This window comes from Streptomyces sp. NPDC059201 (assembly GCF_042754585.1).
Taxonomy (GTDB): Bacteria; Actinomycetota; Actinomycetes; order Streptomycetales; family Streptomycetaceae; genus Streptomyces.
Genome location: NZ_JBHZBB010000012.1, coordinates 247,541 through 271,878, shown reverse-complemented (window position 1 = coordinate 271,878; position 24,338 = coordinate 247,541). Strand labels below are relative to the sequence as shown.

Genomic DNA, 24,338 nt, shown 5'->3' with positions numbered 1-24,338 from the left:
CTCTTGTGCCGCTCGTGACGGCGGGTCAGGCTGAGGCCGGACCCGCCATGCACACGGCCGACGGTCCCCGGGGTGCGGCGGTACGCACCCCGGGGACCGTCGTACGACCTCGCGGGTCAGTGGTTGCGCGGGAAGCCCAGGTCCACACCGCTCGGCGCGTCGGCCGGGTCCGGCCAGCGGGTGGTGACGACCTTGCCGCGGGTGTAGAAGTGCACGCCGTCGTTGCCGTAGATGTGGTGGTCGCCGAAGAGCGAGTCCTTCCAGCCACCGAAGGAGTGGTAGCCGACCGGCACCGGGATCGGCACGTTGACGCCGACCATGCCGGCCTCGACCTCCAGCTGGAAGCGGCGGGCGGCGCCGCCGTCACGGGTGAAGATCGCGGTGCCGTTGCCGAACTTCGAGGCGTTGATGAGGGCCAGGCCCTCCTCGTACGTCTCGGCGCGCAGCACGCAGAGGACCGGGCCGAAGATCTCGTCCTGGTACGCCGCCGCCGAGGTCGGCACGTGGTCCAGGAGGGAGAGGCCGATCCAGTGCCCGTCCTCGTAGCCGTCGACCGTGTAGCCGGTGCCGTCGAGGACGACCTGGCAGCCCTCGGCCGCCGCGCCGTGCACGTAGGAGGCGACCTTGTCGCGGTGGACGGCCGTGATGAGCGGGCCCATCTCGGAGGTCGGGTCGTTGCCGGGGCCGATCTTGATCTTCTCGGCGCGCTCGCGGATCTTCTCGACGAGCTCGTCGCCGATGGAGCCGACGGCCACGACCGCGGAGATCGCCATGCAGCGCTCGCCGGCGGAGCCGTACGCGGCGGAGACGGCGGCGTCGGCGGCGGCGTCGAGGTCGGCGTCCGGGAGGACCAGCATGTGGTTCTTGGCGCCGCCGAGCGCCTGGACGCGCTTGCCGTTCGCGGAGGCCGTGGTGTGGATGTACTTCGCGATCGGGGTCGAGCCGACGAAGGAGATCGCGGAGACGTCCGGGTGCTCCAGGAGGCGGTCGACGGCGACCTTGTCACCGTGCAGGACGTTGAACACGCCGTCCGGCAGACCGGCCTCGGCCAGCAGCTCGGCGATCTTGAGGGAGGCCGACGGGTCCTTCTCGCTCGGCTTGAGGATGAAGGTGTTGCCGGTCGCGATGGCGATCGGGAACATCCACATCGGCACCATGGCCGGGAAGTTGAAGGGCGTGATGCCGGCGACGACGCCGACCGGCTGGCGGATCGAGGCCACGTCCACGCGGTTCGACACCTGGGTGGACAGCTCGCCCTTGAGCTGGGTGGTGATGCCGCAGGCCAGGTCGACGATCTCCAGGCCGCGGGCGACCTCGCCGAGGGCGTCGGAGTGGACCTTGCCGTGCTCGGCGACGATCAGCTCGGCGATGGCGTCGCGGTTGGCGTCGAGCAGCGCGCGGAACTTGAAGAGGATCGTGGTGCGCTGGGCCAGCGAGGAGGTGCCCCAGGTGGCGAAGGCGCCCTTCGCGGCGGCGACGGCCGCGTCGACCTCCTCCACCGAGGCGAGGGCGACCTGGGTGGTCACGGCGCCGGTGGCCGGGTCGGTGACCGGGCCCCAGTTGCCCGACGTGCCCTCGACGGTCTTGCCACCGATCCAGTGGTGGACGCTCTTCGTCATGACGAGTTACTCCTTCAGAGCCTTCAGAGATGGCGGCGTCGGGCGGTGACGTGCCGGGCGTACTCCTCGCGGGCCTTGACCGCCGACGGGCGGGTCGAGATCTCGGCCACGGGCACATCCCACCACGCCTGGGCCGGAGGCGGGCCCGACACACTGTCGCCCGTTTCGGTCTCGACGTAGACACATGTGGGATCCGCGGCCGTCCGGGCGTCCGCGAGGGCTTCCCGCAGGTCACGGACGGTACGGGGGCGCAGCACCCGCATCCCGAGGGAGGCCGCGTTGGCTCCGAGGTCGACGGGGAGCGGGGGGCCGGTGAAGCCTCCGCCGCCGTCCCGCAGGCGGTAGTCGGTGCCGTACCGCTCGGCGCCGACCGCCTCGGAGAGGCCGCCGATGGAGGCGTACCCGTGGTTCTGGAGGATCACCAGTTTCAGCGGGAGCCGCTCCTGCACGGCGGTGACGATCTCGGTGGGATTCATCAGATACGTACCGTCCCCGACGAGCGCCCAGACGGGCCGGCCGGGGGCGGCGAGCAGCACGCCGATGGCGGCGGGGATCTCGTAGCCCATGCAGGAGTAGCCGTACTCGACGTGGTACTGGTCGCGGGAGCGGGTCCGCCACAGCTTGTGGAGGTCGCCGGGGAGCGAGCCGGCGGCGTTGATCAGGATGTCGGTGTGGTCGACCAGGGTGTCGAGTACGCCGAGGACCTGGGCCTGGGTGGGGCGGGCGGTCTCGTCGGGGGCGGCGTAGGCGGCGGTGACGCGGGCCTCCCACGCGGCCTTCGCGGCGGCCCAGGTCACCGGCCGTTCCCGGCGGCCGCCGGGGGCGTCGGCCGTGAGGGGTTCGGCGAGGGGGTCGGTGAGGGCTTCCGTGAGGGCGGTGAGTCCTTCGCGGGCGTCTGCGACGAGCGGCAGCCGCGCGCCCTGCTTGTGGGCGTCGAAGGCGGTGATGTTGAGGTTGAGGAAGCGGGCGTCCGGGGCGAAGAGGGTGCCGGAGGCGGTGGTGAAGTCGGTGTAGCGGGTGCCGACGCCGATGACCAGGTCGGCGGCGCGGGCCAGGTCGTTCGCCGTGGCGGTGCCGGTGTGGCCGAGACCGCCGACCTCGCACGGGTGGTCGTACGGGAGCGCGCCCTTGCCCGCCTGCGTGGTGGCGACGGGCAGCCCCGCCCGCTCGGCGAGCTCCCGCAGGGCGTCCTCGGCGGCGCTGTGCCGGACCCCGCCGCCGGCGACGAGCAGCGGGCGCTCGGCCTCCCGCAGCGCCCGCGCGGCGGCGTCGAGTTCGGCCCGGTCGGGACGGGGCCGGCGGATCCGCCAGACCCGCTCGGCGAAGAACTCCTCGGGCCAGTCGTACGCCTCCGCCTGCACGTCCTGCGGGAGGGCGAGGGTGACGGCGCCGGTCGCCGCCGGGTCGGCGAGGACCCGCGCGGCTTCGAGGGCGGCCGGGATGAGGGCCTCGGGCCGGGTGATCCGGTCGAAGGAGCGGGAGACGGGCCGCAGGCAGTCGTTGACGGAGACGTCGCCGGCGTGGGGCAGCTGGAGCTGCTGGAGGACCGGGTCGGCGGGGCGGGTCGCGAAGGTGTCGCCGGGGAGGAGGAGCACCGGGAGGTGGTTGATCGTGGCGAGGGCGGCGCCGGTGACGAGGTTGGTGGCGCCGGGGCCGATGGAGGTGGTGACGGCGTGCGCGGAGAGCCGGCCGGTCTGGCGGGCGTGGCCGACGGCGGCGTGCACCATGGCCTGCTCGTTGCGGCCCTGGAGGAAGGGCATGAGGTCGGCGTGCTCGACGAGCGCCTGCCCGATCCCGGCGACGTTGCCGTGGCCGAAGATGCCCCAGGTGGCGGCGATGAGCCGGTGCCGGACGCCGTCGCGCTCGGTGTACTGGGCGGCAAGGAAGCGCACGAGCGCCTGGGCGACGGTGAGCCTCACGCGTATCCCTCCGTGTGGTCGGGGTGGAAGCTGATCCGCCACTCCCGCGTGGCGCCGGGTCCGGCCATGACGTTGAGGTAGTAGAGGTCGTGGCCGGGCTGGGCGATCGAGGGGCCGTGCCAGCCGTCGGGGACGAGGACGGCGTCGCCGTGGCGGACCTCGGCGAGGAGGTCGGCGCCGCCGGGCCGGGAGGGCGAGATCCGCTGGTAGGCGTAGCCGCGCGGGTCGCCGATCTCGTAGTAGTAGATCTCCTCCAGGACGGACTCGGTCCCGGGGTGGTGCTCGTCGTGCTTGTGCGGCGGGTAGGAGGACCAGTGGCCGCCGGGGGTGATGACCTCGACGGCGATCAGCCGGTCGCAGGCGAAGGCGTCGGCCGAGGCGAAGTTCCGCACCAGGCGGGCGCGGTCGCCGCTGCCCCTGGTCTCGACGGGAACCTCCGGCGCGGGGCCGTAGCGGGCGGGGAGTCGTCGCTCGCAGTTCGCTCCTGCCAAAGCGAAGCGGCCTCCCGCGCCGGAGGCGATCTGGGCGTGGGCGTCGCGCGGTACATAGACGAAGTCGGACACGGAGGCGAACACGCTTTCCCGTCCCCCGAGTTCGAAAAGCTCCCCGTCGACGCGCACGGTACAGGCCCCGGCGAGGGGAAGCACCACCCATTCGGCATCCGCGCTGTCGAAGGTGTGGTCCGCCCCGGGCGGCAGGTCGAGGACGCGGAGCGCGGAACGGCTCCATCCGGCGGTCGGAGGGTCGATGTCCAGGGCGTACGGGCCCCGGGCGGCGCTCCCGGCGGGGAGGTGGAGCCGGCTCGGGCGTCGGGGGCTGTGGGGGCCGTGGGGGCTGGTCATGTGCGGGAGTCCTCGGTGGGGAGGGTGCCCGAGCCGGTGGCGAGGGCGAGGTCGATCTCGGCGGGGTCCGGCATGGCGGGGGCGCAGCCGAGGCGGCCGGCCACGATCGAGCCGGCGGCGGCCGCGCGGCGCAGGGTCTCCTCCAGCGGGAGGCCGGCGAGGAGGCCGTCGACGAGGGCACCGCCGAAGGCGTCCCCGGCGCCGAGGCCGTTGACGACCTCGACGGGCAGCGGCGGGACGGCGGCGCGGCGCCCGTCGGCGGCGAGGGCGAGGACGCCCTCGGGCCCGCGCTTGACCACGGCGAGCCGCACGGCCGCGCCCTCACTGTCCCTGGCACCGTCTCCGGGGGCGAGGAGGCCGAGGAGGGCGCGGGCGGCGGCCTCCGGGGCGCGCTCCCCGGTGGCGACCTCGCACTCCTCGGCGTTGCCGACGGCGACGGTGGCGTGCCGCAGGGCCTCGGTGTAGTGGGGGCGGGCGGTGGCCGGGTCGGGCCAGAAGGCGGGGCGCCAGTCGAGGTCGAGGACGGTGTGGGCGCGGCCGGCGCGGGCCCGCAGGGCGGTGAGGGTGGCGGAGCGGCTGGGTTCCTCGCTGAGCCCGGTGCCGGTGGCCCACAGCACGCGGGCGGCGCGGATCGCGTCGAGGTCCAGCTCGTGCGGGTGGATCTCCAGGTCGGGGGCCTTGGGGCGGCGGTAGAAGGTGAGGGGGAAGTCGTCGGGCGGGAAGAGGGCGCAGAAGGTGACGGGCGTGGGGTGCTCGGGGACCTCGGTGACCCAGCGGGCGTCCACCGCGCACTCCTTCAGCTCGCGCCGGAGGTAGGCGCCGAAGGCGTCGGCCCCGGTGCGGCTGACGAGCGCGGTGCGCCGGCCGAGGCGGGCGGCGGCGACGGCCACGTTGGCCGGGGAGCCGCCGAGGAACCTCCGGAAGGTCTCGACGCGGTCGAGTCCGACGCCACTCTGGAGGGGGTAGAGGTCGACGCCGAGCCGCCCCATGGTGATCAGGTCGTACGGCTCCGACTCCACCCGTGCCACGCCACCTCTCGACTCCGGTGTCCGCTCCCAGGTCTAGCCGTCCGCCGGGAGGCGTGTCAACGACATGTCCGGACATTCGGACGACTCCCCGGCGGGTCCGGCGGGTGTCTTGACGCTGCTCCGGGGCGCGGTCAAGGTGGCTGGCATGACGAAGCCGTCGCCGTCGCCGTCGCCCGCCCGCATCCGGATCGGATCCGCCCCGGACTCCTGGGGGGTGTGGTTCCCCGACGATCCCCGGCAGGTGCCGTGGCAGCGGTTCCTCGACGAGGTGGCGGGGTCCGGCTACGAGTGGATCGAGCTGGGTCCGTACGGCTACCTGCCCACCGATCCCGCGCTGCTCGCCGAGGAGACCTCCCGGCGGGGGCTGAGGGTCTCGGCCGGCACGGTCTTCACCGGGCTGCACCACGGGCCCGCCGTGTGGGAGCGGACCTGGGCGCACGTCGCGGAGAACGCGGCGCTGGCCCAGGCCATGGGCGCCCGGCACCTGGTGGTGATCCCGTCCTTCTGGCGGGACGACAAGACCGGCGCGGTGCTGGAGGACCGGGTGCTGACGCCGGAGCAGTGGCGGCACCTGACGGCGCTGACCGAGCGCCTCGGGCGGGAGGTGCGGGAGCGGTACGGGCTGCGGATCGTGGTCCATCCGCACGCCGACACCCACCTCGACGACGAGGAGAGCGTGACCCGTTTCCTCGACGCCACCGATCCGGAGGCGGTGGCGCTCTGCCTGGACACCGGGCACTACGCGTACGCGGGCGGGGACAGCGTCAAGCTGATCGAGACCTACGGGGAGCGCATCGGCTACCTCCATCTGAAGCAGGTGGATCCGGCGGTGCTGGCCGAGGTGCGGGCCGAGGGGCTGCCGTTCGGCCCGGCGGTGGCGCGGGGCGTGATGTGCGAGCCGCCGGCCGGGGTGCCGGCCCTGGAGCCGGTCCTGGCGGCCGCGGCGGCGCTGGACGTGGAGCTCTTCGCGATCGTGGAGCAGGACATGTACCCGTGCGAGCCGGACGCCCCCTACCCGATCGCCCTGCGCACCCGCGGCTACCTCCGCTCCTGCGGGGTGTGAGCGCGTCCTCCGTCACGGAGGTCCCGGCTTCGTCACACATGTCCCGGTTGTGCGGGCTCCGCGTCACAGACCTTCGACAGCCGCCCTCTCGCCGTCCGGAAGGGGCGCCCACCGGGCACAGGATCGGTGATCACCGACGCCACCGCCCGCAGCGCCCCCGAACGGCACCCCCGCCACCGCTGCGCGGCACGGGGCGTGAGGGAGGTACAGGCATGACGGACAGAAGCCTCTGGTCGTACAAGGACATCGCCGCCCACATCCGGGTCCAGCCCGACACCGTCCGCTCCTACCGGAAGCACGGGCTGCTTCCGGCCCCCGATCACGTGGAGTCCGGCAAGCCCTTCTGGTACGCGGACACCGTCCGTGCCTGGGTCGCGAGCCGTCCGGGAAACCGGGCGCGCCGCGACTGATCCCGTCCGTCCGGCCCGTGCGGCGCCGTCCTCCGGTGGAGTCCCGGGGGCGGCGCCGCGGCGTGTCCCGGCCCGGTCAGCCCCGGCTGCCGACGGGCTCCCGTATCTCCTCCGCGTCGCCGTCGGCGGAGGAGGCGTCGGCGGGGGTGGCGGGCGGCTCGGACTCGCTGATGCCGAAGCGGTCGTGGAAGCGGCGCAGCGGTCCGGGGGCCCACCAGGTGAGGCGGCCGGTGAGCTTCATGACGGAGGGGACGAGGAGGCTGCGGACCACCATGGCGTCCATGACGACGGCGAGGGCGACGCCGAGGCCGAGCATCTTGGTGTTGGTGACCCGGGAGGTGCCGATGGCGACCATGACGACGGCGAGGATGACGGCGGCGGCGGTGATGAGTCCGCCGGTGCGGGCGAGGCCGAAGCGGACGGCTCCCTCGTGGTCGCCGGTGGTGTCGTACTCCTCCTTGATGCGGGAGAGCAGGAAGACGCCGTAGTCCATGGAGAGGCCGAAGGCCACGCAGAACATGAGGACCGGCAGGGTGGTCTCGATGTCGCCGGTGGCGGTGAAGCCGAGGAGCCCGGAGAGGTGCCCGTCCTGGAAGACCCAGACGACGGCGCCGAACATCGCGGTGAGGCTGAGGGCGTTGAGCACGACGGCCTGGACGGGGATGAGGGCGCTGCCGGTGAGCAGGAAGACCAGCAGCAGGGTGACGAGGACGACGATGCCCGCGGCCCAGGGCAGCCGCTCGCCGATGGCGTTCTTGGAGTCGACGAGGACGGCGGCCTGTCCGGTGACGGAGGTGTCGAAGGGGGCGTCGGCGGCGCGCAGTTCGCCGACGGCCCGCTGGGCCCCGTCCCCGACGGCGGGGCCCTCGGGGACGACGCTGTAGTAGGCGTGGGCGTCCGCGCCGGTGCCGGAGACGACGGGGCCGTCGACGCGGACGATGCCGTCGAGGGCGGCGATCTTCTCGCGGTAGGCGCCGTACTCGGCGGGGGTGGCGGGGCCCTCGGCGAGGACGGTGAGGCCCCCGCCGGGGTCGCCGGGGAAGCCGGCGCGCAGCTCCTCCTGGACGATCCGGGAGGTGGCGGTGGTGGGCAGCTGCCGGTCGTCGGCGGTGCCGAACTTCACGCCGAGGAAGGGCAGTCCGAGCAGGACCAGGCCGGCGGTGGTGAGGACGGCGAAGACGGGGGCCCGGCGCATCACCAGACCGGCCGTCCGGGACCAGCCGGTGCCCGCCGGGGTGTCCTTCGCGGCGCGGCGGCGCCGGAGCAGGCGGCGCAGGTCGAGCGCGTCGACCCGGTGGCCGAGGAGGACCAGGGCGGCCGGGAGCAGGGTGAGGGCGGCGGCCGCGGCGAGCAGGACGACGGCGATGCCCGCGTAGGCGAAGGAGCGCAGGAAGTACTGCGGGAAGACGAGCATGGCGGCGAGCGAGACGGCGACGGTGAGGGCGGAGAAGAGCACGGTCCGCCCGGCGGTGCGCAGGGTGGTGCGGACGGCGGCGGACGGTTCGGCGCCGGCGGCGAGCTCCTCGCGGTAGCGGCGGACGACGAAGAGCGCGTAGTCGATGGCGAGGCCGAGGCCGAGCGCGGTGGTGAGGTTCTGCGCGAAGACGGAGACGTCGGTGAACTCGGTGATGCCGCGCAGCACGGCGTTGGTGCCGAGGATGGCGACGATGCCGACGCCGAGCGGCAGGAGGGCGGCGACGGCGCTGCCGAAGACCATGACGAGCAGGACCAGGGTGAGGGGCAGGGCGATCAGCTCGGCGCGGAGCAGGTCCTCCTGGATGATCGTCTGCATCTCGTGGCGGACGGCGAGGCCGCCGCCGAGGGTGACCTCGACGGGCCCCTGGGTGCCCCGGTAAGCGGGGGCGATCCGCTCCAGGATCTCGCCGGCCGCCTTCTCCTCGCCGGCGATCCGGGCGGCGACGACGGCCTGGGTGCCGTCCTCGGAGCGGAGGGCGGGCGAGCCGGTGGTCCAGTAGGAGCCGACGCCCTCGACGCCGGGCTCGGCGGTGAGCCGCTCGGTGAGCCGGCGGGCCTCCGCGGCCACGGCGGGGTCGTCGACCCCGGCCTTCCCGGCGTCGACGAGGAGCAGCAGGTTGGGCTGGGAGCCGGGGAACTCGCGCTCCAGCGCCTCGGTGGCGTACGTGGACTCGGCGGCCGGGTCCTCCCAGCCGCCGCTGCCCATCCGGTCGGCGACGCCGCCGCCGGCGAGGACCGCGAGGGCGGTGAGCACGAGGGCCACGAGCAGCGTGAGCCGCGGCCGCGCGGTCACGAACCGCGTCCACCCCCCACCGGACGGATTCTTGACTTCGGACATGACGCGGTGTCCCCTTCACCGTGGCCCTCGCTCTCGCTTCCCGGCAGGTCGCGGGGGCCGCCCATTGCCATAGACTGGCAAACACGAGTGATCGCTCGCGTATTTCTAGAATGCGAGCGACCTCTCGCGTTTGTCAACGTGTATCGAGGAGGGCTGGGGACAGACATGTCCGAGGACCCCAAGCCGCGCCGCCGTCAGGCCCGCGGCGAACGCCGCATCGCCCAGCTGCTCCAGGCCGCCGCGGACGTCTTCTGCGCCAACGGCTACACGGCCACCAGCACCAACGCGATCGCCCGCGAGGCCAAGGTCTCGCCGGGCACGCTCTACCAGTACTTCCCCAACAAGGAGGCCATCGCCGTCGAGCTCGGCGGCCGGCTCATCCACGAGATGCGCGAGGCCCACGGCCAGGTCTTCACCCCGGCCAACCTGGCCCTGCCGCTGCCGCGACTGATCGACGCGGTGCTCGACCCGATGATCGAGTTCAACTGCGTCAACCCGGCCTTCCTCGCCCTGATGCACGGCTCCGAGGTGCCGGGCCGGATCGCCGAGGAGCACGACGAGCTGCACGCCTCGCTGCTCACCCAGGTCCGCGAGACGATCGGCCTGCGGGCCGTCCCGCCCCTGCCCTCCGACGAGCTGGACCGGATCGCGGACATGGCCTTCGCCGTCTTCAAGGGCGGCCTCGCGCTGATCGTCGCCGCCCCCGAGGGCCCCGTCCGGGACGCGGCCGTCGCGGAGCTGAAGAAGGTCATGCTCCGCTATCTGGCGCCGGTCCTCGGCGAGGAGGAGACGGAGGAGACCGAGGAGACGAAGGAGACGGAGGGGAAGGGGGAGAAGGAGGAGAAGAAGTCGGGGGAGGCCGAGGTCACCACACCTCCGACCCGCTGACCTCCTCCTCCGACGGCCGGTCCCGGCCCGACCGCATCCGCAGCGCCAGCAGCGGGAAGACCAGGACGGAGACCATCCCGGCGCCCACCAGCGCCGCCGCCTCGCCCGCCGACAGGGCCTCGTCGTCCAGGCCGATGGTGGTGATGGCGACGACGAGCGGCAGCGCGGTGGAGCCGTACAGCACCAGCGCGCCCCGGTCCTTCCGGTCGAGGTCGCGCGGGGCGAGGAACCACATCGGGCCGCCGCGCACCACCAGGAAGAGCACCAGGAAGACCGGCAGGAGCAGCAGGGCCCGGCCGCCGGAGAGCAGCGAGTCCAGGTCGAACTCGAGGCCGGTGACGACGAAGAAGACGGGCACGAGGAAGCCGAAGCCGACCCCCTCGACCTTCTCCAGGATCGCCGGGCCGGCCTCCGGCGCGGCCCCGGTGAGCACCAGCCGGGTGATGAGCCCGGCGGCGAAGGCGCCGAGGAGGACGTCGAGCCCGAGCGCCGTCGAGGCCCCGAGCATCAGCGCGAGCAGCAGGAAGACGAAGCGGACCGCGAACTGGCCGCTGGTGTGCAGGGTCCTGGCGATGACCTGGGCGAACCACGGCGGGCGGGGCCGCAGCGCCCAGTAGACGGCGGCCGCGGTGAGCGCGGCGAAGATCGCGAGCAGCACGGTGGACCGGGCGGCGGTCCGCCCGCTGAGCAGCAGCGCCATGGCGATGATCGGCCCGAACTCGCCGACCGCGCCGAAGGCCATGACGACCGAGCCGAAGCGGCCGCGCAGCCCGCCGGAGTCCCTCAGCACGGGCAGGACGGTGCCCAGGGCGGTGCTGGTGAGGGCCACGCCGATGAAGACGCCGGTGGAGTAGCCGCCGCCGAGCAGGATGCCCGCGGTGAGCCCGAGCGCGAGCGCGGCCAGCCAGGCCCACACCGAGCGCCTGAGGGTGTCGCCGCGGACCTTGCCGAACTCGATCTCGTACCCCGCCAGGAAGATCAGCATGGTGAGGCCGAGCTCGGAGAGGCCGTCGATCAGCTCGTCGGAGTGGGCCCAGCCGAGGACGGCGGGGCCGATGACGATGCCGAGGAGGATCTCGAAGACGGCGAGCGGCACGGGGACGCGGCGCCCCACCCAGTAGGCCAGCAGGGGCGCCAGGACGGCGATCACCATGATCAGGACAAGCGTGGTCCCCGAATGCGACATATCGGGTATCTACCATAAGCTCCGGTCAGATGCCCTGTCGGCGGAGGGACTTGGAGGCCCGCGGATGCACGAGTACCGGCCCACACCCCAGACCCCTCCCCCACCCCCGCCTCCCCCGGCCCCGCCCGAGGAGGCCGGGCCGCGCCCCGGCCTGTGGAAGCGCTGCCTGTGGGGCGGTCTGGCGCTGTGGGCGCTGACCGCGGTGGTCACGTACGCCACCGCCAACACCACCCTGCTGCCCACCCTGATCCTGCTGGGCAGCTTCCTGGTCCCGGGCGTCTTCGTCCTGTGGGCGTACGAGCGGCACGGCCGCGACCTCGGGCTGCCGGTGATCCTCGGCTGCTTCGTCACCGGCGGCATCCTGGGCGTCCTCGGCGCCTCGGTCATGGAGTACTACCTGCTCCACCCGTCGCTGTGGATGTTCGTCGGGGTCGGGCTGATCGAGGAGGCGGTGAAGCTCGCCGCCCTGATGTTCGTCGTCCGCCACCGGCCGTACCTGCGCGGGCGGCGCGCCGGCCTGATCCTCGGCGGCACGGTCGGCTTCGGCTTCGCCGCCTTCGAGAGCGCGGGGTACGCCTTCAACGCGGCCGTCACCATGGACGGCATCGACCTGCGCTCCCTGCTGGAGACGGAGATCCTGCGCGGGGTGCTCGCCCCCTTCGGGCACGGCCTGTGGACGGCGATCGCGGGCGCGGTGCTCCTCTCCTTCCGCCGCCCCGACGGCCGCTTCCGCCTCGCGGGCCCGGTCATCGGCACGTATCTGGGGGTGGCGGCGCTGCACGCGCTCTGGGACTCGATGCACGGGATCGCGCTCTGGCTGGTGCTCCAGCTGACCACGACGGACCTGGACCGCTCGCTCTTCGCGCAGGGGTACCTCCCGCAGCCGACGTCCCAGCAGGAGCACCTGTTCACCCTCTTCTCGGTGGGCGGTCTGGTACTGGTGACACTGGTGGGACTGGCGTGGCTGAGATCGCTGACACGGCGCGAACCGGACACGAGTGGAATTTATACCCCCTAGGGGTATAGCATCGGCCGTGTCAGACCCCGAACCGAAGAGGAGAACCCCATGGCCGCCGAGACGCAGACCGAACGCACCACCGTCTACCAGGTCAAGGGCATGACCTGCGGCCACTGCGAGGGCGCCGTCTCCGGCGAGATCTCCGCGATCCCCGGCGTCTCCTCCGTCACCGCCGTCGCCAAGACCGGCGAGGTCACCGTGGTCTCCGCCGCCCCGCTCGACCGCGAGGCCGTCGCCGCCGCCGTCGACGAGGCCGGCTACGAGCTGGTCTGACCGAACCGGTCCGACCGCCCGTCGCACAGCCGCCGCAGGGCCGTACCGTTACCTGGTACGGCCCTGCTCCCCTTTGGAACCGCACATGACCACCACCACCGTCACCGAGCTGACCATCGGCGGGATGACCTGCGCCTCCTGCGCGGCCCGCGTCGAGAAGAAGCTCAACCGGATGGACGGCGTCACCGCGACCGTCAACTACGCCACCGAGAAGGCACACGTCGAGCACGCCCCCGGAATCGGCGTCGACGAGCTCATCGCGACCGTGGTGAAGACCGGCTACACCGCCGAGGAGCCCGCCCCGCCGGAACCCGAGGCGGCGGACGAGCCGGAGACCGACCCCGAGCTCGACGCGCTGCGCCGGCGGCTGACGGTCTCCGCCGTCCTCGCCGCCCCCGTCGTCCTGCTCGCCATGGTCCCCGCCCTCCAGTTCGACCACTGGCAGTGGCTCTCCCTCACCCTCGCCTCCCCCGTCGTCGTCTGGGGCGGCCTCCCCTTCCACCGCGCCGCCTGGACCAACCTCCGGCACGGCGCGGCCACCATGGACACCCTCGTCTCGGTCGGCACCCTCGCCGCCTACGGCTGGTCCCTCTGGGCCCTCTTCCTCGGCGACGCCGGCATGCCCGGCATGCGCCACGGCTTCGACCTCACCGCCGACCGCGCCGACGGCGCCTCCGCGATCTACCTGGAGGTCGCCGCCGGCGTCGTCACCTTCATCCTGCTCGGCCGCTACCTGGAGGCCCGCGCCAAGCGGAAGGCCGGCGCCGCCCTGCGGGCCCTGATGGAGCTCGGCGCCAAGGACGTGGCCGTCCTCAGGGACGGACACGAGGTACGGGTGCCGGTCGCCGACCTGCGCACCGGCGAGCTCTTCGTCGTACGCCCCGGGGAGAAGATCGCCACCGACGGCACCGTCACCGAGGGCGCCTCCGCCGTCGACGCCTCCCTGCTCACCGGCGAGTCCCTGCCCATCGACGTCACCACCGGCTCCGCCGTCACCGGCGGCTGCGTCAACGTCTCCGGCCGCCTCGTCGTCCGGGCCGGGCGGGTCGGCGCCGACACGCGGCTCGCCCGGATGGCGAAGCTCGTCGAGGAGGCGCAGAGCGGCAAGGCCGAGGTGCAGCGGCTCGCCGACCGGGTCTCCGCCGTCTTCGTCCCCGTCGTCCTGGTCATCGCCCTCGCCACCCTCGGCTTCTGGCTCGGCTCCGGCGCCGGCGCGACCGCCGCGTTCACCGCCGCCGTCGCCGTCCTGATCATCGCCTGCCCCTGCGCCCTCGGCCTCGCCACGCCGACCGCGCTGCTCGTCGGCACCGGACGCGGCGCCCAGCTCGGCATCCTCATCAAGGGCCCCGAGGTCCTGGAGTCCACCCGCCGCGTCGACACCGTCGTCCTCGACAAGACCGGCACCGTCACCACCGGCCGGATGACCCTCACCGGTGTCCACCCCGCCGCCGGGGTCGACGCGGACGAGCTGCTGCGGCTCGCCGGGGCCCTGGAGCACTCCTCCGAGCACCCCGTGGCCCGGGCCGTCGCCGCGGGCGCCGCCGAGCGGCTCGGCCTCGCCGTCGGCGAGCTGCCCGTCCCCAAGGGCTTCGAGAACGTACCCGGACTCGGTGTCCGCGGCTCCGTCGACGGACACCTCGTCCTCGCCGGCCGGGCCGCGCTGCTCGCCGCCGAGGACGTGCCGGTGCCACAGGACGCGGCCGCCGGGGCCGTGCTCGTCGCCTGGGACGGGGTCCTCCGCGGCTCCCTCACCGTCGCCGACGCCGTCAAGGACACCAGCGCCGAGGCCGTCGCCCGGCTCCGCGCGCTCGGACTGCGGCCGGTCCTCCTCACCGGCGACCACCGGGCCGTCGCGGAGTCCGTCGCCGCCGAGGTCGGCATCGACGAGGTGATCGCCGAGGTGCTCCCCGAGGAGAAGGCCGGGGTGGTCCGGCGGCTCCAGGAGGAGGGCCGTACGGTCGCCATGGTCGGCGACGGCGTGAACGACGCGGCGGCGCTCGCCACCGCCGATCTGGGGCTCGCGATGGGCACCGGGACGGACGCGGCGATCGAGGCGAGCGACCTCACCCTCGTCCGGGGCGACCTGCGGGTCGCCGCCGACGCGATCCGGCTCTCCCGGCGGACCCTGACGACGATCAAGGGGAATCTGGCGTGGGCCTTCGGCTACAACGTGGCGGCGCTGCCGCTCGCCGCGGCCGGACTCCTCAACCCGATGATCGCGGGCCTGGCCATGGCGTTCTCGTCCGTCTTCGTGGTCACCAACAGCCTGCGCCTGCGGCGGTTCCGTTGATTTCACCTACACGTGACGCACAAGTCCTTCACAAAGAGACCTAGATCACAGATATTGGGGGGTAACCATCTGGGCTGTTCGCGAGTCTAAGTGGGCGATGCCAGAACGTCTTGGGGGACGTTCGTCGGGAGGTCTTGGGGGACGTCCCGACAGGCAAGCGCGGCCGGGGCACGTGCACGGGGAGCTTTGAGCGGCCCTCCCGTACGTACCCCGGCAGACCGCGCACCGGACGCCCGGCCCGGATCCCGTGGGGGGAATCCGCACCGGGGATATGGGAAGCGCCCCGCTCGCCGACCCGTGGGGGGATCGGAGAGCGGGGCGCTTCTGTATGTCCTGCGGGCCGGAGGCCCGGGCCTCTCAGCCGGCCTGTGCGGGGCCGGCTCAGCGCTCCTCGACCGGGACGAAGTCGCGGAGGACCTCACCGGTGTAGATCTGGCGCGGACGGCCGATGCGGGAGCCGGGCTCCTTGATCATCTCGTGCCACTGGGCGATCCAGCCGGGCAGCCGGCCGAGCGCGAAGAGCACGGTGAACATCTCGGTCGGGAAGCCCATCGCGCGGTAGATGAGGCCCGTGTAGAAGTCCACGTTCGGGTAGAGGTTGCGCGAGACGAAGTACTCGTCGGAGAGCGCGTGCTCCTCCAGCTTGAGCGCGATGTCCAGCAGCTCGTCGGACTTGCCGAGGGCCGAGAGGACGTCGTGCGCCGCCGCCTTGATGATCTTGGCGCGCGGGTCGAAGGACTTGTACACCCGGTGGCCGAAGCCCATCAGGCGGACGCCGTCCTCCTTGTTCTTCACCTTGCGGATGAAGGAGTCGACATCGCCGCCGTTGGCCTTGATGCCCTCCAGCATCTCCAGCACCGACTGGTTGGCGCCGCCGTGCAGCGGGCCCCACAGGGCGGAGATGCCGGCCGAGATCGAGGCGAACATGTTCGCCTGCGAGGAACCGACCAGACGCACGGTGGAGGTCGAACAGTTCTGCTCGTGGTCCGCGTGCAGGATGAGGAGCTTGTCGAGCGCCGAGACGACGACCGGGTCGAGCTCGTACTCCTGGGCCGGCACGGAGAACGTCATGCGCAGGAAGTTCTCGACGTAGCCGAGGTCGTTGCGCGGGTAGACGAACGGGTGGCCGATCGACTTCTTGTACGCGTACGCGGCGATCGTCGGCAGCTTCGCGAGGAGCCGGATCGTCGACAGGTGGCGCTGCGTCTCGTCGAACGGGTTGTGGCTGTCCTGGTAGAAGGTGGACAGCGCGGAGACGACGGAGGACAGCATCGCCATCGGGTGGGCGTCCCGCGGGAAGCCGCGGAAGAAGTTCTTGACGTCCTCGTGGACCAGCGTGTGCTGGGTGATCTCGGTCTGGAAGGTGGCGAGCTCGTCCCCCTTCGGCAGCTCACCGTTGATCAGCAGGTAGGCCACCTCCAGGAAGGTGGACTGCTCGGCCAGCTGCTCGATGGGGTAACCGCGGTACCGCAGGATGCCCTGCTCACCATCGAGGTAGGTGATCGCGGATTTATAGGCGGCGGTGTTGCCGTATCCGCTGTCCAGGGTGACCAGACCGGTCTGGGCTCGCAGCTTCCCGATGTCGAAGCCCTGGTCGCCGACGGTGCTCTCGACCACCGGGTAGGTGTATTCACCGTCCGCGTACCGCAGTACTACAGAGTTGTCGCTCACGTCATCCCTCACCGACGTAGTGCCTCTTCTTCGAGGTGCCCTGACTGTCTCTACCATCCCCCACTTGGCTCAGGAGAGTGCACTCGGGGTCGCCATTGGGCCAATCGGCGGCACTCAGTGCCGCCAACCTGCTCATCCTGCCCCCTTCGCCCCGGTTCCGGTAGTCCTCCGTGATCTTTCACACGGGGGCACCCCCTGTGAGCCGGTGGGCCAGTGCGGTAAAGCGCCGGCCGGCGGAGACCGTACGCACCGCCTGGGCGATCGCGCGCCGCGAGCCGACCAGGACGACCAGTTTCCGCGCCCGGGTCACGGCCGTGTAGAGCAGGTTCCGCTGGAGCATCATCCACGCGCTCATGGTGACCGGGATGACCACGGCCGGATACTCGCTGCCCTGCGAACGGTGGATGGTGACCGCGTACGCGTGGGACAGCTCGTCCAGTTCGTCGAAGCCGTACGCCACCTCCTCGTCCTCGTCCGTACGGACGGTCAGGCGCTGCTCCACGGGGTCCAGCGCCGTCACCACCCCGACCGTACCGTTGAAGACCCCGTTCGCCCCCTTCTCGTAATTGTTCCTGATCTGGGTCACCTTGTCCCCGACGCGGAAGACCCGGCCGCCGAAGCGCTTCTCCGGGAGGTCCGGGCGGGCCGGGGTGATCGCCTGCTGGAGCAGCCCGTTCAGCGCGCCCGCGCCGGCCGGGCCCCGGTGCATGGGGGCCAGGACCTGCACGTCCCGGCGCGGATCGAGGCCGAACCTGGCCGGAATGCGCCGGGCGGCGACCTCGACGGCGACCCGGGCCGCGTCCTCCGTCTCCTCCTCGGCGAAGAGGAAGAAGTCCGGCAGGCCCTGGGTCCTGGGCGGGGTGCCCTCGTTGATCAGATGCGCGTTGGTGACGACGCCGGACTGCTGGGCCTGGCGGAAGATCCGGGTCAGCCGGACGGCGGGGACCGGGCTGCCGGGGGCCAGGAGATCGCCCAGGACCTCGCCGGCGCCGACCGACGGCAGCTGGTCCACGTCCCCCACCAGCAGCAGGTGGGCGCCCGGCGCCACCGCCTTGACCAGCTTGTTCGCGAGGAGCAGGTCGAGCATGGACGCCTCGTCGACCACGACGAGGTCGGCGTCGAGCGGCCGGTCCCGGTCGTACGCCGCGTCCCCGCCCGGCTTCAGTTCGAGCAGCCGGTGGACGGTGGACGCCTCGGCGCCGGTCAGCTCGGCCAGCCGCTTGGCCGCGCGGCCGGTGGGCGCCGCGAGGACCACCTTGGCCTTCTTCGCCCGGGCCAGCTCCACCACGGAGCGGACGGTGAAGGACTTGCCGCAGCCGGGGCCGCCGGTCAGTACCGCGACCTTCTCGGTCAGGGCGAGCCGGACGGCCTGCTCCTGCTCGGGCGCCAGGGTGGCCCCCGTACGGTCCGCGAGCCAGGCCAGCGCCTTGTCCCAGGCCACGTCACGGAAGGCCGGCATCCGGTCCTCCGGGGTGCGCAGCAGGCGGCGCAGCTGCCCGGCGAGGGAGAGCTCGGCCCGGTGGAAGGGGATCAGGTAGACGGCGGTGACGGGCTCCCCCTCCGGTCCGGGGACCGGCTCCCGGACGACCCCTTCGGGGTCGTCGGCCAGTTCGGCGAGGCACTCGATGACGAGCCCGGTGTCGACCTGGAGCAGCTTCACGGAGTCGGCGATCAGCCGCTCCTCGGGGAGGAAGCAGTGCCCCTGGTCGCTGGACTGCGAGAGGGCGTACTGGAGGCCGGCCTTCACCCGGTCGGGGCTGTCGTGCGGGATGCCGACGGACTGGGCGATCCGGTCGGCGGTGAGGAAGCCGATGCCCCAGACGTCGGCGGCGAGCCGGTAGGGCTGGTTCCGCACGACGGAGATGGAGGCGTCGCCGTACTGCTTGTAGATGCGGACGGCGATGGAGGTGGAGACGCCGACGGTCTGGAGGAAGACCATCACCTCCTTGATCGCCTTCTGCTCCTCCCAGGCGCCGACGATGTTCCTGGTCCGCTTGGGGCCGAGTCCGGGGACCTCGATGAGGCGGCCGGGGTCCTCCTCCAGGACGTCGAGGGTGTCCAGGCCGAAGTGGGTCGTGATGCGGTCGGCGAAGACGGGGCCGATGCCCTTGATCAGCCCGGAGCCGAGATAGCGGCGGATGCCCTGGATCGTGGCGGGCAGCACGGTCGTGTAGTTGTCCACCTGGAACTGCCGGCCGTACTGCGGGTGGGAGCCCCAGCGGCCCTCCATGCGCAGCGACTCCCCCGGCTGGGCGCCGAGCAGCGCGCCGACGACGGTGAGCAGGTCACCGGCGCCGCGGCCGGTGTCGACCCGGGCGACCGTGTAGCCGCTCTCCTCGTTGGCGTACGTGATCCTCTCCAGCACCCCCTCGACCACGGCGGGGCGGTGCGGCTGACCCTCGTTGGACATGGGGCGACCGTAGCGAAGTGCACCGACAGCGCGGGCGGGCCTGTGGACGACTGCCCTGTGGACAACTGCCGGTCCGGGGTGCCGAACAGAAGGATGAACCGTAGCGTTTCGGACATGAGTGAAAGCAGTGAGTCTTTCCAGGACGAGGTCCTGGCCGAACTCGGCGAGGACCGTCTGGCGGAGATCGCCGCGCTCGCCGGCACCGACACTGCCGGGGCGCGGACCCTCGTGGGCGGCTCGGTCACGGAGCTGTCGGGCGAGCTGCGGCAGGCGGCGGCCGAACCGGGCAGCGCGGACGAGGTCAAGGCGGCCGTCGACGAGGTCACCTCCGAGGAGCCGCCGCTCCAGGGCGTCGCCTCCTTCGGCGGCCTCGCGGCGGGCGGTCTGATGGCGGGCGTCCTGGCCAAGCTGGCGAAGCCCGCCGCCAACGCGGTCGCCAAGCGCACCGGCCTGCCCCCTGCCACGGTGAACCGGGCGGTCGACCTCCTGGTGCCGGTGGTGCTGGCGGTCCTGACGAAGCGCGCCGCGGGCAGGAAGGGCGGGGGTCTGGGCGACCTGCTGGGCGGCGGGAAGAAGTAGCCGCGAGGGCCGTCCGGCGTCGCACGGCGCCGGACGGCCCCGGTGTGGATCCGCGCCGCACACGGGACCCCCACCCTCTCGGAAGACGCGAGGAAACAAGAACAAGGCCGAGAACTCAGACCTTGAGGAAGGCGTTCAGGGTCTCCTCCAGGACCTCGACGCCGTCCCTCGCCCACAGCCCGTCGTTGAAGAGCTCGACCTCCACCGGTCCTGTGTAGCCGACCCGTTCCAGCAGACCGGCCCACCAGGTGAGGTCGATCGCGCCGCCGCCGAGCTGCCCCCGGCCGTTGAGGACGCCCTCCGGGAGGGGGGTCGTCCAGTCGGCGAGCTGGAAGGAGTGGACGCGGCCGGTCGCCGCGGCGCGTTCGACGGCCGCCGGGGCGTTCTCGTCCCACCACAGGTGGTACGTGTCGACGGTGACGCCCACCTGGTCGGCCGGGAAGCGCTCGGCGACGTCCAGGGCCTGGTCCAGGGTGGAGATCGCGCAGCGGTCGGAGGCGTACATGGGGTGGAGGGGTTCGATGGCGAGCCGGACCCCGCGCGCGCCCGCGTAGGGGGCGAGGACACCGATGGCGTCGGCGATACGCGCGCGTGCCCCGGGCAGGTCGCGGCTGCCGGCGGGCAGGCCGCCGGAGACCAGGACCAGGGTGTCGGTGCCGAGCGCCGCCGCCTCGTCGATCGCCGCCCGGTTGTCGGCCTCCCAGCCGTCGGAGGTGAAGAACCCGCCCCGGCAGAGGGTGGTGACGGCGAGCCCGGCGTCCCGCACGAGGGCGGCCGCGGCCTCGATCCCGTACTCCTTCACCGGGTCGCGCCACAGGCCGACGCCCGGGACGCCGAGGCGGACGCACTCCTCCACCAGGCGCGGCAGCGGCAGCTGCTTCACCGTCATCTGGTTGATGCTGAAGCGGTCGAGGTTCACTGCGGGACTCCGTGGACGGTCAGGAGGGCGCGCATGCGGGCCTCGGCGCGGGCCGGGTCCGGGAAGAGCCCGAGGCCGTCGGCGAGTTCGTAGGCGCGGGCCAGGTGGGGCAGGGAGCGGGCCGAGTGGAGGCCGCCGACCATGGTGAAGTGCTCCTGATGGCCCGCGAGCCAGGCAAGGAGGACCACGCCCGTCTTGTAGTAGCGGGTCGGGGGCTCGAAGAGGTGGCGGGAGAGCGCGACCGTCGGGTCGAGGAGCTTGCGGAAGCCGGCGGTGTCGCCGGTGTCGAGGGTCCTGACCGCCTCGGCCGCCAGCGGGCCGAGGGGGTCGAAGATGCCGAGCAGGGCGTGGCTGAAGCCCTGCTCGTCGCCCGCGATGAGCTCGGGGTAGTGGAAGTCGTCGCCGGTGTAGCAGCGGACGCCCTCGGGGAGCCGGCGGCGGAGCGCGACCTCGCGGCCCGCGTCGAGGAGGGAGATCTTGACGCCGTCGACCTTGTCGGGGTGGGCGGCGATGACCTCCAGGAAGGTCTCGGTGGCCGCGTCCAGGTCGGCGGAGCCCCAGTAGCCCTCCAGGGCCGGGTCGAACATGGGGCCCAGCCAGTGGAGGATCACGGGCTCCGCGGCCTGGCGCAGCAGGTGGCCGTACAGCTCCAGGTAGTCCTCGGGTCCTGTGGCCGCGGCGGCGAGGGCGCGGGAGGCCATGAGGATGGCCTGGGCGCCGGACTCCTCGACGACCGCGAGCTGCTCCTCGTAGGCGGCCCGGATCTCCGGCAGGGAGGCAGGGCCGGTGAGCTGGTCGGTGCCGACACCGCAGGCGATGGCGCCGCCGGACGCCTTGGCCTCGGCGGCGGAGCGGCGGATCAGTTCGGCGGCGCCCGTCCAGTCGAGGCCCATGCCGCGCTGGGCGGTGTCCATGGCCTCCGCGACGCCGAGGCCGTGGGACCACAGGTGGCGGCGGAAGGCGAGGGTGGCGTCCCAGTCGACGGCGGCGGGGCCGTCGGGGGTGGTGTCGGCGTACGGGTCGGCGACGACGTGCGCGGCGGAGAAGACCGTGCGGGAGGTCAGCGGGCCGGGCGCGGCGGGCGCGAGCGGTTCGGCGCGGGGCGCGTACGCGCGCGTGCCGCCGCCGGGGGCGGGGAGGTGGAGGGTCACTTGAATTCTCCCAGGATGCCGGGTTCTTCACGTCGGGAAGTAATGGATCCTCGCTCCAGGGGAGCCAGGCACTGGAGTTCTCTACTCATCTGTTCTGACCTGCGCTCTCTTCCGTTGTCAGTGGCGGGTGTTAGCTTCCAGGACATGACGACGACAGTGGCCGAGACGGTGGCCGGGCACGCCCGGTACACCTTCCGGTTACGTGTGTCGTCGGCCGCTCGCGTTGGTCTTGAGGTGGAGTGGGTGCGGTGCAGGTGGGTGTGGAACGAGTGCGTGGCGGTGTCACGCAAGGTCCACGCCCTGGGTAAGGCCGTCGCGGAGAAGATCGCGTGTGGTCCGGCTCAGCTGGACAGGATGCTGACCGGGGCGCGGCGGTCGATGGTGTGGCTGCGGGAGGGTTCGTCGGTTCCGCAGCAGCAGATCGTCCGGGACTTCGCCACGTCCCGGGCCAAGGCGTTGAAGGACATCAAGGCGAAGCTGCCTGTGCGCCAGAGGGCCGGGATGCCCCGCGCCAAGCGCAAACGCGAGGCACTGCCCACCCTGAACTACACGCGGCGGGGTTTCCGGATCAAGGACGGGCGTCTGCACCTGGCGGGCGGAATCGTGCTGACGGTCGTGTGGTCGCGAGATCTGCCTTCGGCGCCGTCCAGTGTGCGGGTGTACCAGGACAACCTCGGGCACTGGTACTGCTCGTTCGTCGTCGCTGGCGAGACCAAGCCCCTGCCGGAGACCGGCCGGTCGATCGGCGTCGACTGGGGTGTGCGGGAGACCGCCACCACCACCTCCGATGCCCACGACCTGCCCCACGTCCGGCACGGAAAGAGCGCCGCGCAGAAACTCGCCCGCTATCAGCGGATGATGGCCCGCAGGGCGACGCCGAAGAACCGGCCCGACACCTCCGGATACCGCAGGGCCCGCAAGGCCGCCGCGAAGGTGTCCAAGAAGATCGCCCGGCAGCGTCAGGACGCCGGCCGCAAGTGGGCCAAGACCGTCGTCCGCGACTTCGACCAGCTCGCGGTGGAGGACTTCAAGCCGAAGTTCCTCGCGAAGACCACCATGGCCCGCCAAGCGGCCGACGCCGCGATCGGCGCGACCAAGACCGCGCTGATAGAGATGGCGCGCAAGCACGGACGCACCGTGCACCTGGTCCACCCCGCGCACACCACGAAGGACTGCGCACAGTGCGGAGCGAGAGCCAAGCACGCACTCCCCCTCTCCGAAAGAACGTATACGTGCACCGCGTGCGGAGCCGTGTCCCCCAGGGACAAGAACTCCGCACACGTGATGCTCGTCCGGGCTGGTCTCGCCCCGGCTGGTGCTGATCTTGTAAGACCTGTCCGTCGCTGACGGACAGGCAAAGTGAGCCAGGAATCCCCTCCCGTCAGGGAGGGGAGGTTTCAAAGGGACACCTCGGGGACGTCGAGGCGGCGGCCCTCGGCGGCGGACCTCAGGCCCAGCTCGGCGAGCTGGACGCCGCGGGCGCCGGCGAGGAGGTCCCAGTGGTACGGCTCGTCGAGGACGACGTGGCGGAGGAAGAGCTCCCACTGGGCCTTGAAGCCGTTGTCGAACTCGGCGTTGTCGGGGACCTCCTGCCACTGGTCGCGGAAGGAGTAGGTGGCGGGGATGTCGGGGTTCCAGACCGGCTTCGGGGTGAGGCCGCGGTGCTGGACGCGGCAGTTGCGCAGGCCGGCGACGGCGGAGCCCTCGGTGCCGTCGACCTGGAACTCGACGAGCTCGTCGCGGTTCACTCGGACCGCCCAGGAGGAGTTGATCTGGGCGATGGCGCCGCCCTCCAGGTGGAAGGTGCCGTAGGCGGCGTCGTCGGCGGTCGCCTCGTACGGCTTGCCCTCCTCGTCCCAGCGGCGGGGGACGTGGGTGGCGATCTCGGCGGAGACGGAGGTGACCCGGCCGAAGAGCTCGTGGAGCACGTACTCCCAGTGCGGGAACATGTCGACGACGATGCCGCCGCCGTCCTCGGAGCGGTAGTTCCAGCTGGGGCGCTGGGCCTCCTGCCAGTCGCCCTCGAAGACCCAGTAGCCGAACTCGCCGCGCACGGAGAGGATCTCGCTGAAGAAGCCGCCGTCGATGAGCCGCTTGAGCTTCAGCAGGCCGGGGAGGAAGAGCTTGTCCTGGACGACGCCGTGCTTGATGCCCCTCTCGGCGGCGAGGCGGGCGAGGTCGAGGGCGCCGGCGAAGTCGGCGGCGGTGGGCTTCTCGGTGTAGATGTGCTTGCCGGCCGCGATCGCCTGGGTGAGGGCGCCGACGCGGGCCGAGGTGACCTGGGCGTCGAAGTAGACGTCGATCGTGTCGTCGGCGAGGACGGCGTCGAGGTCGGTGGACCACTCGGTCAGGCCGTGGTTCTCGGCGAGGGCGCGCAGGGCGTGCTCGCGGCGGCCGACGAGGACCGGTTCGGGCCAGATGACCTCGCCGTTCCCGAGGTCGAGGCCGCCCTGCTCGCGGAGGGCGAGGATCGAGCGGACGAGGTGCTGGCGGTAGCCCATGCGCCCCGTGACGCCGTTCATGGCGATGCGGACTGTCCTGCGTGTCACGGAATGTTCCTCTCCCCGGCGGGCGTACGCCCTCGTTCGACTGCGATCACTGCGTGAAGGCATGACAGAAAGCGCTTCCGGCGCGACGATAGAAAGCGCTTTCTGTCGCGGATGACGCTAGCCTGCCGACATCACGCCGGACAAGGGCCCAGCACCTTCGGCCTTGGAGGCACACACGTGATCGCCGGAGGTACGCACGCGAATGTCGG

19 protein-coding genes are annotated in these 24,338 nt (G+C 72.4%); 8 read left to right on the top strand and 11 right to left on the bottom strand.

The window, feature by feature from the left end; genetic code table 11:
- Positions 1–116: 116 nt before the first annotated feature.
- From mmsA to iolC, 4 genes are read right to left on the bottom strand one after another with little or no spacing between them, the layout of a single operon-like run.
- Positions 117–1,619, bottom strand: coding sequence for a CoA-acylating methylmalonate-semialdehyde dehydrogenase (mmsA, locus tag ACFXMG_RS32475; RefSeq protein ID WP_383830229.1), 1,503 nt, complete (start codon positions 1,617–1,619; stop codon positions 117–119).
- 23 nt (positions 1,620–1,642) lie between these two features.
- Positions 1,643–3,544, bottom strand: coding sequence for a 3D-(3,5/4)-trihydroxycyclohexane-1,2-dione acylhydrolase (decyclizing) (gene iolD / locus ACFXMG_RS32470; protein WP_383830258.1), 1,902 nt, complete (start codon positions 3,542–3,544; stop codon positions 1,643–1,645).
- Entirely contained in the window at positions 3,535–4,380 is an 846-nt protein-coding gene (iolB, locus tag ACFXMG_RS32465) for a 5-deoxy-glucuronate isomerase (RefSeq protein ID WP_383830232.1), read from the bottom strand. Before iolB ends, iolD begins: the two co-directional genes overlap by 10 nt.
- A complete protein-coding gene (gene iolC / locus ACFXMG_RS32460; protein WP_383830261.1) occupies positions 4,377–5,369 on the bottom strand; it encodes a 5-dehydro-2-deoxygluconokinase in 993 nt (330 codons plus the stop codon). Before iolC ends, iolB begins: the two co-directional genes overlap by 4 nt.
- Positions 5,370–5,553: 184 nt before the next feature.
- Between iolC and ACFXMG_RS32455 the strand changes: the two genes are divergently transcribed.
- Complete coding sequence (locus ACFXMG_RS32455) at positions 5,554–6,471, top strand: sugar phosphate isomerase/epimerase family protein (RefSeq protein ID WP_383830235.1); 918 nt, start codon at positions 5,554–5,556, stop codon at positions 6,469–6,471.
- Positions 6,472–6,683: 212 nt separating this feature from the next.
- Positions 6,684–6,881: a helix-turn-helix transcriptional regulator gene (locus ACFXMG_RS32450; protein WP_383830237.1), complete on the top strand. Its 198-nt coding sequence runs from the start codon at positions 6,684–6,686 to the stop codon at positions 6,879–6,881.
- A 76-nt stretch (positions 6,882–6,957) separates the two neighbouring features.
- On the opposite strand, the gene ACFXMG_RS32445 is transcribed toward ACFXMG_RS32450, so the two are convergent.
- Positions 6,958–9,195: an MMPL family transporter gene (locus ACFXMG_RS32445; protein ID WP_383830240.1), complete on the bottom strand. Its 2,238-nt coding sequence runs from the start codon at positions 9,193–9,195 to the stop codon at positions 6,958–6,960.
- 165 nt (positions 9,196–9,360) lie between these two features.
- On the opposite strand from ACFXMG_RS32445, the gene ACFXMG_RS32440 reads away from it, so the two are divergent.
- Complete coding sequence (locus tag ACFXMG_RS32440; protein ID WP_383830243.1) at positions 9,361–10,083, top strand: TetR/AcrR family transcriptional regulator; 723 nt, start codon at positions 9,361–9,363, stop codon at positions 10,081–10,083.
- On the opposite strand, the gene ACFXMG_RS32435 is transcribed toward ACFXMG_RS32440, so the two are convergent.
- On the bottom strand, positions 10,061–11,269 hold the full coding sequence (locus tag ACFXMG_RS32435; RefSeq protein WP_383830246.1) for a cation:proton antiporter: 1,209 nt from the start codon (positions 11,267–11,269) through the stop codon (positions 10,061–10,063). The two genes, ACFXMG_RS32440 and ACFXMG_RS32435, sit on opposite strands and share 23 nt — an antisense overlap.
- 64 nt (positions 11,270–11,333) lie before the next feature.
- Between ACFXMG_RS32435 and ACFXMG_RS32430 the strand changes: the two genes are divergently transcribed.
- From ACFXMG_RS32430 to ACFXMG_RS32420, 3 genes are all read left to right on the top strand, one after another.
- Positions 11,334–12,287: a PrsW family intramembrane metalloprotease gene (locus ACFXMG_RS32430; RefSeq protein ID WP_383830249.1), complete on the top strand. Its 954-nt coding sequence runs from the start codon at positions 11,334–11,336 to the stop codon at positions 12,285–12,287.
- 48 nt (positions 12,288–12,335) lie between these two features.
- Entirely contained in the window at positions 12,336–12,560 is a 225-nt protein-coding gene (locus tag ACFXMG_RS32425) for a heavy-metal-associated domain-containing protein (protein WP_383830252.1), read from the top strand.
- Between the two features lie 85 nt (positions 12,561–12,645).
- Positions 12,646–14,850 (top strand): heavy metal translocating P-type ATPase, encoded by a 2,205-nt coding sequence (locus ACFXMG_RS32420; RefSeq protein ID WP_384119951.1) that lies wholly within the window; start codon positions 12,646–12,648, stop codon positions 14,848–14,850.
- 381 nt (positions 14,851–15,231) lie between these two features.
- On the opposite strand, the gene ACFXMG_RS32415 is transcribed toward ACFXMG_RS32420, so the two are convergent.
- Together ACFXMG_RS32415 and ACFXMG_RS32410 are read right to left on the bottom strand one after the other, a co-directional pair.
- The gene (locus ACFXMG_RS32415; RefSeq protein WP_383829183.1) at positions 15,232–16,521 is read right to left on the bottom strand and encodes a citrate synthase; all 1,290 of its coding nucleotides are present in this window, start codon (positions 16,519–16,521) and stop codon (positions 15,232–15,234) included.
- A 178-nt stretch (positions 16,522–16,699) separates the two neighbouring features.
- Positions 16,700–18,931: an ATP-dependent RecD-like DNA helicase gene (locus ACFXMG_RS32410; protein WP_383829186.1), complete on the bottom strand. Its 2,232-nt coding sequence runs from the start codon at positions 18,929–18,931 to the stop codon at positions 16,700–16,702.
- 114 nt (positions 18,932–19,045) lie between these two features.
- On the opposite strand from ACFXMG_RS32410, the gene ACFXMG_RS32405 reads away from it, so the two are divergent.
- On the top strand, positions 19,046–19,510 hold the full coding sequence (locus ACFXMG_RS32405; protein WP_383829189.1) for a DUF937 domain-containing protein: 465 nt from the start codon (positions 19,046–19,048) through the stop codon (positions 19,508–19,510).
- A 115-nt stretch (positions 19,511–19,625) separates the two neighbouring features.
- On the opposite strand, the gene ACFXMG_RS32400 is transcribed toward ACFXMG_RS32405, so the two are convergent.
- Both ACFXMG_RS32400 and ACFXMG_RS32395 read right to left on the bottom strand, forming a co-directional pair.
- The gene (locus ACFXMG_RS32400; protein WP_383829236.1) at positions 19,626–20,399 is read right to left on the bottom strand and encodes a sugar phosphate isomerase/epimerase family protein; all 774 of its coding nucleotides are present in this window, start codon (positions 20,397–20,399) and stop codon (positions 19,626–19,628) included.
- Positions 20,400–20,425: 26 nt separating this feature from the next.
- Complete coding sequence (locus tag ACFXMG_RS32395; RefSeq protein WP_383829192.1) at positions 20,426–21,580, bottom strand: dihydrodipicolinate synthase family protein; 1,155 nt, start codon at positions 21,578–21,580, stop codon at positions 20,426–20,428.
- A gap of 144 nt (positions 21,581–21,724) precedes the next feature.
- Here ACFXMG_RS32395 and ACFXMG_RS32390 point away from each other — a divergent pair, with 144 nt between their 5' ends.
- On the top strand, positions 21,725–22,927 hold the full coding sequence (locus tag ACFXMG_RS32390) for an RNA-guided endonuclease InsQ/TnpB family protein (RefSeq protein WP_383829195.1): 1,203 nt from the start codon (positions 21,725–21,727) through the stop codon (positions 22,925–22,927).
- A 50-nt stretch (positions 22,928–22,977) separates the two neighbouring features.
- On the opposite strand, the gene ACFXMG_RS32385 is transcribed toward ACFXMG_RS32390, so the two are convergent.
- A complete protein-coding gene (locus tag ACFXMG_RS32385; protein WP_383829198.1) occupies positions 22,978–24,129 on the bottom strand; it encodes a Gfo/Idh/MocA family protein in 1,152 nt (383 codons plus the stop codon).
- Between the last annotated feature and the right edge of the window lie 209 nt (positions 24,130–24,338).

What these genes read in the sequence shown, in the direction of transcription:
- ACFXMG_RS32445 (WP_383830240.1), bottom strand. Translation starts at nt 9,195, where the DNA reads ATGTCCGAAGTCAAGAATCCGTCCGGTGGGGGGTGGACGCGGTTCGTG.
- ACFXMG_RS32425 (WP_383830252.1), top strand. Translation starts at nt 12,336, where the DNA reads ATGGCCGCCGAGACGCAGACCGAACGCACCACCGTCTACCAGGTCAAG.
- ACFXMG_RS32435 (WP_383830246.1), bottom strand. Translation starts at nt 11,269, where the DNA reads ATGTCGCATTCGGGGACCACGCTTGTCCTGATCATGGTGATCGCCGTC.
- iolC (WP_383830261.1), bottom strand. Translation starts at nt 5,369, where the DNA reads ATGGGGCGGCTCGGCGTCGACCTCTACCCCCTCCAGAGTGGCGTCGGA.
- ACFXMG_RS32400 (WP_383829236.1), bottom strand. Translation starts at nt 20,399, where the DNA reads ATGACGGTGAAGCAGCTGCCGCTGCCGCGCCTGGTGGAGGAGTGCGTC.
- ACFXMG_RS32450 (WP_383830237.1), top strand. Translation starts at nt 6,684, where the DNA reads ATGACGGACAGAAGCCTCTGGTCGTACAAGGACATCGCCGCCCACATC.
- ACFXMG_RS32410 (WP_383829186.1), bottom strand. Translation starts at nt 18,931, where the DNA reads ATGTCCAACGAGGGTCAGCCGCACCGCCCCGCCGTGGTCGAGGGGGTG.
- ACFXMG_RS32430 (WP_383830249.1), top strand. Translation starts at nt 11,334, where the DNA reads ATGCACGAGTACCGGCCCACACCCCAGACCCCTCCCCCACCCCCGCCT.
- mmsA (WP_383830229.1), bottom strand. Translation starts at nt 1,619, where the DNA reads ATGACGAAGAGCGTCCACCACTGGATCGGTGGCAAGACCGTCGAGGGC.
- ACFXMG_RS32455 (WP_383830235.1), top strand. Translation starts at nt 5,554, where the DNA reads ATGACGAAGCCGTCGCCGTCGCCGTCGCCCGCCCGCATCCGGATCGGA.
- ACFXMG_RS32405 (WP_383829189.1), top strand. Translation starts at nt 19,046, where the DNA reads ATGAGTGAAAGCAGTGAGTCTTTCCAGGACGAGGTCCTGGCCGAACTC.
- ACFXMG_RS32390 (WP_383829195.1), top strand. Translation starts at nt 21,725, where the DNA reads ATGACGACGACAGTGGCCGAGACGGTGGCCGGGCACGCCCGGTACACC.
- iolB (WP_383830232.1), bottom strand. Translation starts at nt 4,380, where the DNA reads ATGACCAGCCCCCACGGCCCCCACAGCCCCCGACGCCCGAGCCGGCTC.
- ACFXMG_RS32440 (WP_383830243.1), top strand. Translation starts at nt 9,361, where the DNA reads ATGTCCGAGGACCCCAAGCCGCGCCGCCGTCAGGCCCGCGGCGAACGC.
- ACFXMG_RS32420 (WP_384119951.1), top strand. Translation starts at nt 12,646, where the DNA reads ATGACCACCACCACCGTCACCGAGCTGACCATCGGCGGGATGACCTGC.